Source organism: Streptomyces sp. Tu6071, assembly GCF_000213055.1.
Classification (GTDB): Bacteria; Actinomycetota; Actinomycetes; order Streptomycetales; family Streptomycetaceae; genus Streptomyces; species Streptomyces evansiae.
The window spans coordinates 3,654,111-3,668,059 of record NZ_CM001165.1; the positions used below are offsets into that span (position 1 = coordinate 3,654,111).

Genomic DNA, 13,949 nt, shown 5'->3' on the forward strand with positions numbered 1-13,949 from the left:
CCCCGCAGCGGTTACCCTCCCGCCATGGACGGATTCCGCGTCACCTACACGGTGGAGTGCGCCGAGTCGGCGGCGCTGCTCTCACCGGACCGCAGGGAGACCCTCGAACGGGGCCTCGCGGTCCTCGCCCGCAACCCGTACCACCCGGCGACGGCCCCCATCGGCACGCACGAGGACAACCGGAAGGCGCAGGTGGCGCCAGGGGTCCTCATCGAATACGTGGTCGCGCACGCGGTGATGGTCGTCGTCGTCCTGACCGTCTTCGACGAGTCCCTGTACCTGCTGGCGGACGTACCGGGGCAGGTGGAGCGGGGAATGGAGGGGGACGCGGCACTGGGGGGCGGGGGATGAGGCCGTCCCGGTCAACGTCTGGGGTGCGCAAGACGAGTAGGGGTAGTTTTGTACTACTCTGACGCTCTCTGGTAGAACGTCCGCGAAAGGTGCGGCATGAGCGAGGCAACGTCCGACTACGGTCGGGGCATCGACGCGGAGCAGGCGCTCAAGTACGCCATCCAGCATGTGGCGGGGGAACGCGCCGAGATCGTCGAAGGGGTCATCACGCCGGTGTCACCGACTTGGTCCCACGAGTCAGCCGCTGACGAGATCCGCGAGCAGATCTACGCCAAGGTGCGGGAGCTCAACTGCCGCATCGGGTCGGGAGATCTCGATCTGCCGGGCTCCGCCAACTGGTACATCCCCGACCTCGCGGTCGTACCTCGAGACGTCGCCAAGAGCGCTGACTCCCTCCTGCCCGACCAGACCCTCCTCGTCGTCGAAGTGACCTCCCCCTCCAACGCCGAGACCGACCGCGTGATCAAGCGCCGTCGCTACGCCGAGTACGGCGCTCCCCTGTACCTCCTGGTCGACCGCCAGGAACGCAGCACGACGCTGTTCTCGGAACCGGGCCCGCTCGGCTACACGCGCGTCGAGGGCCCCCACCCCTTCGGTACGCCTCTTCCCCTCCCGGCTCCCTTCGACCTCGTGCTGGAGACCGGCGAGCTGTGAGGGCGCGGGCCCGTCGCCCGCACGACGGAACCGCCCGCGCCCCCTTGAGGGCGCGGGCGGTTCCGTGTCGTTCCGCGTCAGTCCTTCGGGGTCAGGACGAAGACCGGGATCGGGCGGTCCGTCTTCTTCTGGTAGTCGGCGTAGTCCGGGAACGCCTCCACCGCGCGGTCCCACCACTCGGCCTTCTCCGCGCCCGTGACCTCGCGGGCCGTGTAGTCCTTGCGGGTCGGACCGTCCTGGAGTTCCACCTCGGGGTGGCCCTTGACGTTGTAGTACCAGACGGGGTGTTCGGGGGCGCCGCCCTTGGAGGCGACGACCGCGTACTGGCCGTTGTGCTCGACCCGCATCAGCGGCGTCTTGCGGATCTTGCCGCTCTTCGCGCCGAGCGTCGTCAGCAGGATGACGGGCATCCCGCGCATCTCCGTCCCGCGCGTCCCGCCGCTGCCCTCGTACTCCGCGACCTGCTCCCGTACCCACTTCTCCGGGCTCGGTTCGTACTCACCACTCAGAGGCATCGCGTCCACCCTTTCGTGTCGGTGCCGACAATCTCTCACCACGCCCCGCGCCGCCAGGTCACCGCCGCTTGGCGAGTTCCTCGACGTCCCGGCGGAAGGCCCACCGCATCTCCGGTTCCATCGCGAACTTGAACAGCCGTTGCACGAGCGGCGTGCACAGCACCGTGATGACGGTCGCCGCGATGAGCGTCACGGCTATCTCGCCCACCGGGCTGTGCAGCCAGTCCGCCGCGTACCAGTCGCCGAAGCGCGAGCCCTTCGCGAGGAAGCCGTGCAGCAGGTAGCCGTACAGCGTCCCGGCGCCGAGGGCCGTGAACCACATGTGCCGGCGCGGCACCCACGCGAGGAAGCACGCGGTGAGCACGAGCGAGCAGCCGAAGAGCGCGAGCGTCATGACGACGCCGGTCCAGCCGGGCGCCCCGAGTTCCTGCGCGCTGTCGCGGTGGTAGAACCAGGCCGCGTTCATGCGCGGCGCCGCCCAGTAGGCGAAGAGCGCGCCGCCCGCGAGGACCGGCAGGGACAGGAGGCGGGCCTCGCGGCGGCGCACGAGCTGGAAGTGCTCGGGCTTGAGCTTGAGGCCGACGACGAAGAACGGCAGGAACTGAAGGACCCGCTGCATGTCGAGGTCGTCGCCGATGTCCGGCGAGATCGCCGCGAGGATCGCGATGGCGAGCGAGAGCGGCACCGGCCACCGCACGAGCTTCCAGATCGGTGTCGTCAGGCGCCACACGAAGAGCGCGATGAGGAACCAGGTCAGGTACCAGGGGTCGAGCAGGCTGAACGGGTAGTCCGGGTCGCCGCCCGCCGTGCGCTTCAGGAGCGTGTACGCGACCTCGAATATCACGTACGGGACCGCGACCCCGGTGATGAGGCGGCGCAGCCGGTCCGGGCGCATGTCGAAGCTGCGGGACATAGAGCCGGAGATGATGATGAACGCCGGCATGTGGAAGGTGTAGACGAAGATGTAGAGCGCGGAGGCGGCCCGGCTGTCCCCGCGCAGCGGCTCCCAGGCGTGACCCATCGCGACGAGGAGGATCGCGAGGTACTTCGCGTTGTCGAAGAAGGGGTCGCGCCGCTTGGCGGCCGGCTTCCCCCCGGTCCCCGCGGGCTTCGCCGCCGCTTCCCCGGGCGCCCGCACGCGCTTCAGTACGAGGGTGTCGCTGCCGGTACCCGTCGCGAGGGCGCCTCTCGCCCCCCGCTCCGCAGGCAGCGGTACGCGCCCCTCGGACGACGGCTCCGTACCGCCCTCTGATCCGTGTCCGCGCGCGGACTCGTTCACAATCCCTCCCCGATGGAACGCCGACGGGTCGGTACGCGTCTCACCAGAAATGCGGGAAGTATGTCGGTGGAAGGCATCAGCGGCAGCGTAGTGGCCCCCACCGCACCGGGCACAAGGCCGCCGGGTGTGGCTTGTCCCACCCTGGAGGCGATGCGTCCGGTTTCGGCCGCGTACTTCTCTCAGCGCCTTCTCAGGGCCCTCACAAACTCGGTACGGGAACGGCCCCGGGCCACCGGCGGGCGGGCGAGCCGCGCCCTCAGCCCGCCGCCGCCGGGCCCACCAGCTCCGTCAGCACGTCCTCCATCGTCACGAAGCCGCGTACCCGCCCCTCCTCGCCCGTCACGGCCGCGAGGTGGCTGTCGTCGGTGCGCAGCGCGGTGAGCGTGTCGTCGAGCGGGGTGTCGATGCGGACGCGCGTGAGGGGGTGGTAGGCGGCGCGCGGAAATGGCTTGTCCCGCTCGGTGACGCCGAGCGTGTCCTTGATGTGGAGGTAGCCGAGGAGCGCGCCGCCCTCGCCGGTCACCGGCAGCCGCGAGAAGCCGGACTCGGCGGCGACGCGTTCGAGGCGGGCCGGGGTGACCGTGCTGTCGACCGTGACGAGCGTCGCGCCGGGCTTGATGATCTCGCCGACGGGACGGGTGCCGAGTTCGAGCGCGTCGCGCAGCCGGTCGCGGTCGGCCTCGCTGAGCAGCCCCGCCTCGCTGCTGTCCTCGACCATGCGGGCGAGCTGGTCGTCGGTGAAGACGGACTCGACCTCGTCCTTCGGCTCGACGCGCAGCAGCCGCAGGAGGTGGTTGGCGAGGCTGTTGATGCCGAACACGAGGGGTTTGAGGAGGCGGGTGAGCGCGACGAGCGGCGGGCCGAGGAGGAGCGCGGTGCGCACGGGTTCGGCGAGCGCGATGTTCTTCGGGACCATCTCGCCGATGAGCATGTGCAGGTACGTGGCGAGCGTCAGCGCGATGACGAAGGAGAGCGGGTGCACGAGGCCGTGCGGGATGCTGACCGCCTCGAAGACCGGCTCCAGGAGGTGCGCGATCGCGGGTTCGGCGACGGCGCCGAGGACGAGCGAGGAGACGGTGATGCCGAGCTGCGCGGTCGCGAGCATCGCGGAGATGTGCTCAAGTGCCTTGATGGTGCTGGCCGCCCGCTTGTCCCCGGCCTGCGCGAGCGGTTCGATCTGGCTGCGGCGCACGGAGATGAGCGAGAACTCGCCGCCGACGAAGAAGGCGTTGGTGAAGAGCGTGAGCAGCCCGACGAGAAGCTGAACGGCGGTCATCGGGCGTCCTCCCGGCCGGTACGGATACGGGTGCGGCTAAGGGGGCGGGTGCGGGTAAGGCGGCGGGTGCGCGGGCCTTGAGCGCCCGTCGCGGCAGTGCTTCGGGCGCCCGTCGCGGCGGTGCCTCGCGTGCTCATCGGCCGTCCTCCTCGACGTGGGCCGCGTCGTCCTCGGCCGGTTTCACGACCCGTACGCGCTCGGCTCGGTGGTGCTCCACCGACAGGACCGTGAACTCCCAGCCCTGGGCCGTCGCGTCGAGTTCGCCGAGTTCCACGACGTCCCCGGCCTCCGGGATGCGCCCGAGGCGGGTCGCGAGGAGCCCCGCGACCGTCTCGTAGGGGCCCTCGGGGGCGTCGAGGCCGATGAGGCGGAGCTGGTCGAGGCGCAGCGAGCCGTCCGCCTCCCACGTCTCGCGGCCGTCGGTGCTCGGCGCGCCGGGCACGAGGTCCTCGGTCTCCTCGGGGTCGTGCTCGTCGCGCACCTCGCCGACGACCTCCTCGACGATGTCCTCGACCGTGACGACGCCCGCCGTGCCCCCGTACTCGTCGATGACGACGGCCATCGTGCGCGCGGCGCGCATGCGGGCGAGGAGGGTGTCGGCGGGGAGCGAGTCGGGGACGAGGAGCGGGGGCGTGGCGAGGTCGGTGACGCGGGTCCGGGCGCGCGCGGCCGGTTCGAGGGCGAGGACGTCGCGGATGTGGACGGTGCCGGTGACCTCGTCCAGGTGCTCGCGGTAGACGGGGAAGCGGGAGAGCCCGGTCGCGTGCGCGAGGTTCGCGGCGTCGAGCGCGCTCGCGCCCTCGGCGAGGGCCTGGACCTCGACGCGCGGGGTCATGACGTTCTCGGCGGTGAGGTCGTTGAGGTGCAGCGTACGGATGAACAGCTCGGCCGAGTCCGGTTCGAGCGCGCCCTCGGCGGCGGAGTGCCGGGCCAGCGCGACGAGTTCCTCGGGGCCGCGCACGGAGGCGAGTTCCTCGGTCGGTTCGAGCCCGAGGCGCCGCACGAAAAAGTTCGCCGTCGCGTTGAGGCTGTGGATGAAGAAGCCGAAGAAGGCCGAGAAGCGGCGGTGCGGGCCCGCGACGGCGCGGGCGACGGTCACGGGCCGGGAGATCGCCCAGTTTTTCGGGACGAGTTCGCCGATGACCATGAGGACGACGGTGGAGACGCCGACGCCGAGGATCGAGCCGATCGTCGAGGTGGCGCCGCGCGGCAGGCCGATCGCGGAGAGCGGGCCGTGGAGGAGTTCGGTGACGGCGGGTTCGGCGAGCATCCCGATGACCAGGGAGGTCACGGTGATGCCGAGCTGGGCGCCGGAGAGCTGGAAGGTGAGGGAGCGGACGGCGGCGAGCGCGCCCTCGGCGCCGCGCTCGCCCGCGTCCACGGCGCGCTCCAGGTCGGAGCGTTCGACGGTGGTGAGGGAGAACTCGGCGGCGACGAAGAGCGCGCAGGCGAGGGTGAGAAGGGCGGCGACGAGGAGCTGGACGACGGCGATCACGCGGTCACCGGCCGGGGGTGAGCGGGCAGGGCGCGGGCGGTGCGCGGGGCGCGGGCGGCTCGCGGGGGTTCACCCATCGGTCCTCGGGTTCCTTTCCTCGGGGCACAGGGAGCGGGGTGTGGGGCCCGGCGTGCTGCCGGGCCCCACGGGGGTTCCGCGACTCTACGACTGTCCCGGCGATCGTGCTCTACACGGGTGTCGTAGCAAGCGGTCGGCCGCGCGACCGTCCGGCGGGTGGACGGACCGCCCGCCCGGCCGCTCGGCGGGACGGCGGACCGCAGCCCGGCCGTCCGGCGGGGACGACCGGTCGGCCTGCTCAGCCGTTCGGCAGGATGACCGCGCGGCCCTGGACCTTCCCGTCGTGCAGCCGCTCGTACGCCTGGGGGGCCTCGTCGAGCGCGTAGGTCTCGATGTGGACGTCGACCGCCCCGGCGCGCGCGAGGTCGAAGGTCTCGCCCATCTCGGAGCGGCTGCCCCAGTACGGGGAGGTCACGACGGTCTCGTACGCCTGGAGCCCGAAGCCGACCTCCAGGCTGCCGCCGCCGATGCCGACGATCGTGACGTCGCCCTCGATCATGGCGCAGGCGCCGGACGCCTTGACGGTCGGCGGGACGCCGACGAAGTCGAAGACGGCCTCGGCGCCCCGGCCCCCGGGGGTGAGCTTGCGGACGTTCTCGACGGCGTTCTCGTCGGAGAGCACGGCCTCGTGCGCGCCGACCTCCTTGGCGAGGCGCAGCTTCTCGTCGTTGACGTCGAGCGCGATGACGCGGGCGGGGGTCAGGGCGCGCAGGAGCTGGATGCCGACGTGCCCGAGGCCGCCGGTGCCGAAGACGACGGCGGTCGAGCCGGGCACGAGCTTGGGCAGCGAGCGCTTGATGGCGTGGTACGGGGTGAGCCCCGCGTCCGTAAGCGGCACCGTCCTGACCGGGTCGAGGTCGCCGAGCGGCATGAGGTGCCGGGCGTCGTCCACGATCATGTACTCGGCGATCGCGCCGGGGTTGCCGAGTCCGGGCGGGTAGATGCCGAGGCGGGCCGCTTCGAGGCAGTAGTTCTCCTTGCCCTGCTGGCACTTGGAGCAGCGCCCGCAGCCCCACGGCCCGTACACCGCGACGGACTCGCCGACGGCGACGTTGCGCACGCCCTCGCCGAGCTTGTCGACGACGCCCGCGCCCTCGTGGCCGAGGGTGAGCGGGAGCGGGAACGTGAGCTGCTCGGCGCTCCAGCTCATGACGGCGATGTCGGAGTGGCAGACCCCCGCCGCCGTGACCTTGAGCCGGATCTCGCCGGGCTTCGGCTCGGGCTTCTCGATCTCGACGACCTCGGGTGCGGCGCCGACGGTGCGGTACTGGACTGCCTTCATCGTCTCTGCCATGAGGGACTCCTTCACTACGGGGTGCGGTCCGCTCCTACGGGGTGCGGTCCGCCGGTGGGGGGGCCGGCCCCGGGTGGGGGGCGGTCCGCCGGTGGTGCGGGGGACGGCGCGGGGGCCGGTCCGGTACGGGTACGGGTGCGGGCGGGCGGCTCGCGCGGCCAGTCGCTCCCGCCCGCGCGGCGCACGGCGAGGATCGTGGTGTCGTCGGTGAGCCGCCCGCCCGTGTGGCGCAGCACCTCGTCCCGGACGACTTCGACGAGCCGCACCGGCCGCACGAGTTCCGCGTCGGCGGCGACGCGGGCGCCGATCCGCTCCACGAGCGGGAAGAACTCGCCCGCGCGGTCGCGGGCCTCGGTCACCCCGTCCGTCACGAGCAACAGCGTCTCGTCGGCGGCGACGCGGAAGCGCCGCACGGCGAAGACGGTGCGCACGAGGGCGCTGAGGCCGAGCGGGAGCACGGGGACGGTCTCGATCTCGCGCACCCCGCGCGGGCTCACGGCGAGCGGCATCTCGTGCCCGAAGTCGACCATCTCCATCTCGTAGGGGGTGGGGCGCGGGAACTGCGAGGGGTCGGCCTGGGCGATCTCGTCGAGCGGGTCGGCGTCGTGGCCGGACATCGGCGGGAAGCCGAGCAGCGCGGCGGTCGCGAAGCGGTCCTCCTCGGCGGCCAGGCCCATGACGGCGCTGTACGCCTGGTAACGGCGCATCCGGGTCTCCAGCCGGTCGGCGACCACCGCGAGGTCGGCGGCGTGGTAGCCCCACTCGCGGAAGCAGCCGAGGACGGCGGCGGCGGCCGTGACGGCCTGGAGGCCCTTGCCCTGGACGTCGCCGAGGATCACCCGGGTGCCGTACCGGGAGGGCTGGATGTCGTAGAAGTCGCCGCCGACGCGCGCGGTGGTGTCGGCCGGGAGGTAGATCGCGGCCTGTTCCATGCCCGCCCAGTGCGGGGGCAGCGGGCGCAGCACGGTGGAACGGGTCGTCTCCGCGACGTCCTGGAGGTGGCCCACGTACCGCCCGGCCCGCAGCCGCAGCACGCAGGTGGCGACGGCGACGGCGCCGCCGCCCACGACGAGGACGAAGTCCGGCCAGCCGGTGCGGTACTGCTCCGACCAGGCCAGGTTCATGAGCACGTACACGGCGCAGGAGACGACGGCGAAGAGGGTGGTCGTCCACACGCCGCAGAGTGCCGCCGCGATGCCGGGGACGACGATGATCCACGTGATCATCCGGTAGCCGCCGCCGGTGTTCCAGTCCAGGCCGACGACGAGCACGAGCAGCGCGGCGGGCACGAGCCAGGCGACGCGGTGCCCGCGCAGCCGCAGCGGCTCCCCGCCCCACATGCGGGACGTGAGGGGTCGCATCGCCGGGCGAGAACTCACCCGCCCAGCGAAACACGGGCGGCAGGGGGGCGCCACGGGAGCGGAGCGGGGCGGCGGGGGGCGGTCCGGGAGCGAGGGGCGGGGGCGGCGACGGAGCGGGCCGGGGGACGGCGACGGGGGCGGACCGGGGGTGGCGAGGGGGGCGGGCCCGTACCGCTCCCGGCTCCGGTTGCCGCCCCGTACCGGAGGAGGACTCTGGAGACAAAGGACCGCAAAGGAGACAGCCATGGCTCACGCCGCCGCCCCCGCCACCGCTCCGAAGCCTCCCGCCCCGGCTCAGCGCCACCGCCCGGCCCGCAGGATCACGGCGATCACGGCGAGCAATGTCTTCTGGCTCGCGGCCGGGTACGGGCTCTGGGCCTCGGTGACCACGCGCCACGAGCACAGGATGACGGGCTGGAACGTCCTCTACGGGTGCGTCGCCGGGATCGTCTTCGGCCTCGTGTACCTCGCCCTGCGGCAGGTCACCCCGGCGATCCCGCGCGTGCGCCGCGCGCTCGTGTGGGCCGTCTTCTGGGGCGGCTCGATCGGCTACCTGCACAGCCTGTCGAACCCGACCATCCTGTGGTCGGTCTTCCTCGGCCTGATCCTCGCGGCGAGCGCGTTCCTCATGGCCTTCTACCACTTCTACACACGCGAGGTCCCGACGGACGCCCACCTCTGAGGGGCCCCGCCCGGCTCAGTCCCGCAGCCGCCCGCGCACGCACAGGAAGCCGAGGCCGACCGCGCACAGCACCCCCGGCACGACGGCGAGGAAGAGCCACGCGCCGGGCGCCGCGCCGTCCCCGGCATCGGCGAGCCGACCGGAGGGGGAGGCCGGCGCGGAGGCGCGTGTGCGCGCGGACGCGGGCTCGGGTGCGCGGTTCCCGCCGGGCCCCGGCAACCCGGCCCCCGTACCCGTCCTCCGGCCCGCTCCCGCCGCGACCGGCCGGTTCGTCACCTCGCACCGCACCGCGTCCCCCGCCGCCACCGTGACCTTCCCGTCGCCTGTCGGCAGCGGGCCCGCGCGGCCCGCGCAGTGCCACAGCGTGGAGGCGTACCCGGGGTGCCCGCCGTACTCGGTGAGCCGGTAGTCCCCCGCCGGAACGCGCGCCCCGGTCACCGCGCGGGAGCCGTGGGCCCCCTCGATCTCCACGGGCCCGCGCGCGGCCACCGTCCACTCCTCCGCCCGCGCCGCCCCGCCCGGCCCGCCCGGCCCGTCGAGGACGCGCTCGACGAGGGTGAGGGAGCCGGGCGCGGGCGACGGCGGGGCGGCCGGGGCGGCGGGCGCCGCGGGGCAGAGCGCGGCGAGGGCGAGGAGGGCGGTCGTGCTCGTACCGGCAAGACGGTGGCGCATGGGGGCATCCCGTCGGGGTCTGTCGGTTCGGGAGGGGGTGCGGGGGCGGTGCGGGGCGGTGCGGCCGGTTCGAGCGGCGATGCTGGGCGGTGCGGCCGGTTGAGGCGGCGGGGCGGGGGCGGCGGACGGCTCCGGCAGCAGATCATGCGGCAATCGCCCGATATGCCCATTGGCCCGCCCGGGGGCGTGTCCGGCCGCGTCCGCGCCGTGTTCCCGCTGCTCACCCGTACGCCCGTGGGACTGGCGCGCACGTGCGGGGGCGCGTTGCCTGGGTAGGTGCGGGACGTGCACGACGTAGGGATTCACGAGGGCTTTGCGGGAGGCGGCGCGGTGGTGGAGGGCGAGGCGCGGGTACGGGGGCGCGGGCGCGGTGCGGGGCACGTGGTGCGGGCCGTGCTCGCCGTGGTGCTCGCCGTGGTGGCCTGTGTGTGCGTACCGGCCGGGGCGCTCTCCGTGTGGGCGAAGTACGAGATCGGGGACACGGACACCTTCGTGGAGGCCGTCTCGCCGCTCGCGTCGAACCGGGACGTGCGCGAGGCGGTCGCCGACGCGGTGACGGACGGGGTCATGCGGCAGGTCGATCTCGGTCCGCTCCAGGACCAGGGGCGGGAGTTCGTGCGCGAGGCGGCGGTGTCCTTCACGGGCTCGCCCGCCTTCCGCGACGCGTGGGACGCGGCGGCGCGGGGCGCGCACACGGCGGTGCTCGACGCGCTGAGCGACCGCGAGTCGGGCGGGGACATCCGTATCGACCTGGGCCCGGTCACCAAGCAGGTCAAGCAGCAGCTGATCGACAACCACGTCCCGTACGCGGACCGCATCCCGGACACGGACACGTCGATCACGTTCGTCGAGTCCCGCGAGCTGGGCACGGCCCGGAAGGTGTTCCACGCCTTCGAGACGGCGGGGCCGTGGCCCGCGATCGCCGCGTTCGTCCTCGGCGGGGCCTCGATCGCGCTCGCCCACCGCAGGCTCCGCGCGCTCTCGTTCCTGGCCTTCGGGGTCGCCCTCGCGGGTGTCGTCCTGCGCCTGGCGCTGATGGCGGGCCGCGACCAGACCCTCGGCAGCATCCCGTCCGGCTTCTCGCGCCCGGCGGCGGGCGCGGGGTACGACGCGCTGACCCACGCCCTGACGACGGCCTCGTGGTGGCTGGTGGGGGTCGGTTGCGCGGTGGGCGTGGCGGGAGCGGTGGGCCTGCTCATCCCCCGGTTCCGCGGTACGCGGTCGTCCCGCAGGGCCGGATAGCGCCGGGGGCGCGGCCCGCGTGCACCCGTACGGGTGACTTCGCCCATCCCCCGCCCCTCCCGCTCCGGACCTTTCACGAGGCCGTCCCCCAGGCGGCCTCACCCCGTGACGGCGCCGCGATCGGCGCGGACCGCGCGGGTCAGGAACGGAGCACCCTCATGCGACGCATGATCAGGACCGCGAGCCTCGCCCTCGCCGCCGGCGCGGCCATCGTCGGAGCCGCCGGGGCCGCCTCGGCCGACGCGGGCGCGCAGGGCCTCGCGGCCGGCTCCCCGGGCGTCCTCTCGGGCAACCTGGTCCAGGTGCCGGTCCACGTCCCCGTGAACGCCTGCGGCAACACGGTCAACGTCATCGGCCTCCTCAACCCGGCCTTCGGCAACACCTGCGTGAACGCCGACGTCCCGAGCCACCACGGCAACCACGGCGGCTGGAACCACCAGGGCTGGTGACCCTCGCCCGCGAGGTGAGCGCGTGCCCGCCCACCTCGCGGGACCCCTCCCAGGGACCCGCCTCACGGGCCACCCCTCCCACGAACCGCCCCACGGGCCACCCCGCCCAGGGACTGGCCCCACGGGACCCCCCGGACCCGCCCCCGACGCCTTACGCCGCCCCCACCCCGCCGAACGCCCGCCGGTACCCCTGCGGGCTGACCCCCGTCGTCCGCTTGAACCGCTCCCGGAACGCCCCGGCGGAGCCGAATCCGACCTGCCCCGCGATCCGCTCCACCGAGTACCCGGTCGTCTCCAGCAGGTGCTGCCCCCGCCGCACCCGCGCCCGGTGCAGCCACCGCAGCGGTGTCGTCCCCGTCTGCTCCTTGAAGTGCCGGATCAGCGTCCGCGTGCTCGTCCCCGCCTGCCGCGCCATCCGCTCCACGGTCACCTCCTCGTCGAGGTGCGCCTCCAGCCACGCGAGCAGCGGTTCCAGCTCGGCGCCCCGGGGCGTCGCGGGCCACGGCGCCACGATGAACTGCGCCTGCCCGCCCTCTCGTTCGAGCGGCATCACGGAGAGCCGCGCCGCGTCGGCCGCGACGGCGGACCCGTAGTCCCGCCGGACGAGGTGCAGGCAGAGGTCGAGCCCGGCGGCGGCCCCCGCCGAGGTCAGGAACTGCCCGTTGTCGACGTGGAGGACGTCGGGATCGACCTCGACGGCCGGGTACGTCTCGGCGAGCAGCGCCGCCGCGGCCCAGTGCGTCGTGGCGCGCAGCCCGTCGAGCAGCCCGGTCGCGGCGAGCGGGAAGGCGCCCGTGCAGATCGACGCGATACGGGTCCCGCGCGCGGCCACCTCGCGCAGCGCCTCCCGGACGGGAGCGGGCAGCGGGGCGAGCGGCGTCGCGGTCCCCGGCACGACGACGGTGTCCGCGGTGCGGAGCGCGTCGAGCCCGTACGGGGCGCGCAGCGTGAAGGCCCCGGTGGCCACCTCCTCGCCGGGCGAGAGGGCACAGACCACGACCCGGTACGCGTCCCGCCCGTCCGGCAGCCGCGTCCGCCCGAAGGTCTCGATGGGGACCGACAGGTCGAAGGGGATGACGTGGTCGAGGGCGAGGACGGCGACGGTGTGCATGGCACGAACGTACTGCGCCGCGCCCACCGCCATCCCGCAGCCCAGCGTCCACGAGCCGTGATTCCCGCAGCTCGGAGGGCTTACGGGGCCCCTCGTCCCCGCGTGGCGGAAAGTCGGCGAAGGGTGTCACTTTTGCCACTGGGGGCGGGCGGCGCTCCCCCGTAGCGTCACTGTCCCGTGAAGACCTTTCTCCTCTCCCTGCACGTCGTCGCGGCGATCCTGGCGGTGGGCCCGGTGGCGGTCGCGGCGAGCATGTTCCCCGCGTTCCAGCGCCGCGAGGCGGGCTCGCCGGGCCCCGCGCTCCTCCACCGCATTTGCCGCGTCTACGCCGCCGTGTCCCTCGCCGTACCGGTCCTCGGCTTCGCGACGGGCGCGACGATGGGGGTGCTCGGCGATCCGTGGGTGGGGGCGTCGATCGCGCTGACGGCGCTGGCCGCCGTCCTCCTCGTCCTGGCCGTCCTGCCGGGGCAGGAGTACGCGCTGACCGGGGAGGGCCCGGCGACGGGGGCGTGGGCGGCGCCGCGCCTCGGCATGCTCACGGGCGTCTTCAACCTGCTGTGGGTCGCGGTGACGGTCCTGATGATCGCGCGCCCGGGTTCGAGCGCCTGAGAAACCGGGTGCGCGCACCGCGCCGGGCGCGGAACGATGCCCCCATGCCTCGACTCACCCCGCTGACCCTGCCCCCCGGCACCCTCTCCGGCCACCCGCAGCCGGTCCTCCCCGTCGTGGGGACGGAGGCGGTGCTGCGGCCGTGGCAGGAGGGGGACGCGGAGGCGGTACGGGCGGCGTACGACGATCCGGCGATCCAGTACTGGCACGCGCGCCGGGCCGACACGGCGGCGGAGGCGGCGGAGTGGATCGCGGAGTGGCGGGACGCGTGGCACACGGAGTCCCGGGCCGAGTGGGCGATCGCCTCCGGCGGCACCCTGCTGGGCCGCTGCGGCCTCCACCGGATCGAGGCGCTCGACGGCGAGGGCGAGGTCGCCTACTGGACGGTCCCCGCCGCGCGCGGCAAGGGCCTCGCCCCGCGCGCCGTGCGGACCCTCACGGACTGGGCCTTCGCGCGCGGCTTCGCCCGCCTCGTCCTCCAGCACTCCACCGGCAACACCGCCTCGTGCCGCGTCGCGACGAAGGCGGGCTACCCCCTCGAAGCGACCCGCTCCGCGGCGGCCCGCCACACGGACGGCTGGCACGACATGCACGCCCACGTCTCGCTCAACCCCCGTACGGAACGGGTGGGATGACCCGCCCGCCCCGGTGACCCCCAGGGCGAGGGGCGTCAGCCCTGGGGGCCGCCGGGGCGGGCGGGACGGGCGCAACGGGGGCCGGGCGGGGGCGCGGAACATACCGTGCGCGCGGGACGGGCACGCCGCGGTGTGGGCGGGCGAGCACGCCCCGGCGCGGGCCGGGCGAACAGCCCCAGCGCGGACCGGGCGAACACGCCGCGCCATGAGCCGGGCGAACACGCCGCGCCATCAGCCGGGCGAGCG

Annotated in this window: 15 protein-coding genes; 7 read left to right on the forward strand and 8 right to left on the reverse strand. The window is 74.1% G+C overall.

Annotated elements, in window-relative coordinates:
* The first annotated feature begins 24 nt into the window (after positions 1 to 24).
* Both STTU_RS15030 and STTU_RS15035 read left to right on the forward strand, forming a co-directional pair.
* Positions 25 to 351, forward strand: a complete 327-nt coding sequence (locus STTU_RS15030) for a hypothetical protein (RefSeq protein ID WP_007824284.1) — start codon at positions 25 to 27, stop codon at positions 349 to 351.
* A 96-nt stretch (positions 352 to 447) separates the two neighbouring features.
* Complete coding sequence (locus STTU_RS15035) at positions 448 to 1,005, forward strand: Uma2 family endonuclease (protein WP_007824285.1); 558 nt, start codon at positions 448 to 450, stop codon at positions 1,003 to 1,005.
* 77 nt (positions 1,006 to 1,082) lie between these two features.
* Here STTU_RS15035 and STTU_RS15040 read toward each other — a convergent pair whose 3' ends face one another.
* The 6 genes from STTU_RS15040 to STTU_RS15065 all read right to left on the reverse strand — a co-directional run bounded on the left by STTU_RS15040 (position 1,083) and on the right by STTU_RS15065 (position 8,321).
* A complete protein-coding gene (locus STTU_RS15040; protein ID WP_043257418.1) occupies positions 1,083 to 1,520 on the reverse strand; it encodes a nitroreductase family deazaflavin-dependent oxidoreductase in 438 nt (145 codons plus the stop codon).
* A gap of 58 nt (positions 1,521 to 1,578) precedes the next feature.
* Complete coding sequence (locus STTU_RS15045; protein WP_234019391.1) at positions 1,579 to 2,658, reverse strand: acyltransferase family protein; 1,080 nt, start codon at positions 2,656 to 2,658, stop codon at positions 1,579 to 1,581.
* Between the two features lie 397 nt (positions 2,659 to 3,055).
* Positions 3,056 to 4,075 carry a hemolysin family protein gene (locus tag STTU_RS15050; RefSeq protein WP_007824288.1) on the reverse strand — a complete coding sequence of 340 codons (1,020 nt, stop codon included), beginning with the start codon at positions 4,073 to 4,075 and terminating at the stop codon, positions 3,056 to 3,058.
* A gap of 133 nt (positions 4,076 to 4,208) precedes the next feature.
* Positions 4,209 to 5,570, reverse strand: coding sequence for a hemolysin family protein (locus tag STTU_RS15055; protein ID WP_007824289.1), 1,362 nt, complete (start codon positions 5,568 to 5,570; stop codon positions 4,209 to 4,211).
* Positions 5,571 to 5,886: 316 nt separating this feature from the next.
* Entirely contained in the window at positions 5,887 to 6,930 is a 1,044-nt protein-coding gene (locus STTU_RS15060; RefSeq protein WP_043257419.1) for an NAD(P)-dependent alcohol dehydrogenase, read from the reverse strand.
* A 26-nt stretch (positions 6,931 to 6,956) separates the two neighbouring features.
* Positions 6,957 to 8,321, reverse strand: a complete 1,365-nt coding sequence (locus STTU_RS15065) for a PP2C family protein-serine/threonine phosphatase (RefSeq protein WP_234019237.1) — start codon at positions 8,319 to 8,321, stop codon at positions 6,957 to 6,959.
* 226 nt (positions 8,322 to 8,547) lie between these two features.
* Here STTU_RS15065 and STTU_RS15070 point away from each other — a divergent pair, with 226 nt between their 5' ends.
* Positions 8,548 to 8,985 (forward strand): hypothetical protein, encoded by a 438-nt coding sequence (locus STTU_RS15070; protein ID WP_043255260.1) that lies wholly within the window; start codon positions 8,548 to 8,550, stop codon positions 8,983 to 8,985.
* A 15-nt stretch (positions 8,986 to 9,000) separates the two neighbouring features.
* Here STTU_RS15070 and STTU_RS15075 read toward each other — a convergent pair whose 3' ends face one another.
* The gene (locus STTU_RS15075; protein ID WP_007824291.1) at positions 9,001 to 9,657 is read right to left on the reverse strand and encodes a hypothetical protein; all 657 of its coding nucleotides are present in this window, start codon (positions 9,655 to 9,657) and stop codon (positions 9,001 to 9,003) included.
* Between the two features lie 285 nt (positions 9,658 to 9,942).
* Between STTU_RS15075 and STTU_RS15080 the strand changes: the two genes are divergently transcribed.
* Complete coding sequence (locus STTU_RS15080; protein WP_234019238.1) at positions 9,943 to 10,899, forward strand: hypothetical protein; 957 nt, start codon at positions 9,943 to 9,945, stop codon at positions 10,897 to 10,899.
* Between the two features lie 158 nt (positions 10,900 to 11,057).
* Complete coding sequence (locus STTU_RS15085; protein WP_043255262.1) at positions 11,058 to 11,348, forward strand: chaplin; 291 nt, start codon at positions 11,058 to 11,060, stop codon at positions 11,346 to 11,348.
* 151 nt (positions 11,349 to 11,499) lie between these two features.
* On the opposite strand, the gene STTU_RS15090 is transcribed toward STTU_RS15085, so the two are convergent.
* Entirely contained in the window at positions 11,500 to 12,459 is a 960-nt protein-coding gene (locus tag STTU_RS15090) for a GlxA family transcriptional regulator (RefSeq protein WP_043257422.1), read from the reverse strand.
* A 177-nt stretch (positions 12,460 to 12,636) separates the two neighbouring features.
* On the opposite strand from STTU_RS15090, the gene STTU_RS15095 reads away from it, so the two are divergent.
* Together STTU_RS15095 and STTU_RS15100 are read left to right on the forward strand one after the other, a co-directional pair.
* Positions 12,637 to 13,068, forward strand: a complete 432-nt coding sequence (locus STTU_RS15095; protein WP_007824300.1) for a hypothetical protein — start codon at positions 12,637 to 12,639, stop codon at positions 13,066 to 13,068.
* Positions 13,069 to 13,112: 44 nt separating this feature from the next.
* Complete coding sequence (locus STTU_RS15100) at positions 13,113 to 13,703, forward strand: GNAT family N-acetyltransferase (protein WP_007824302.1); 591 nt, start codon at positions 13,113 to 13,115, stop codon at positions 13,701 to 13,703.
* The last annotated feature ends 246 nt before the right edge of the window (positions 13,704 to 13,949 follow it).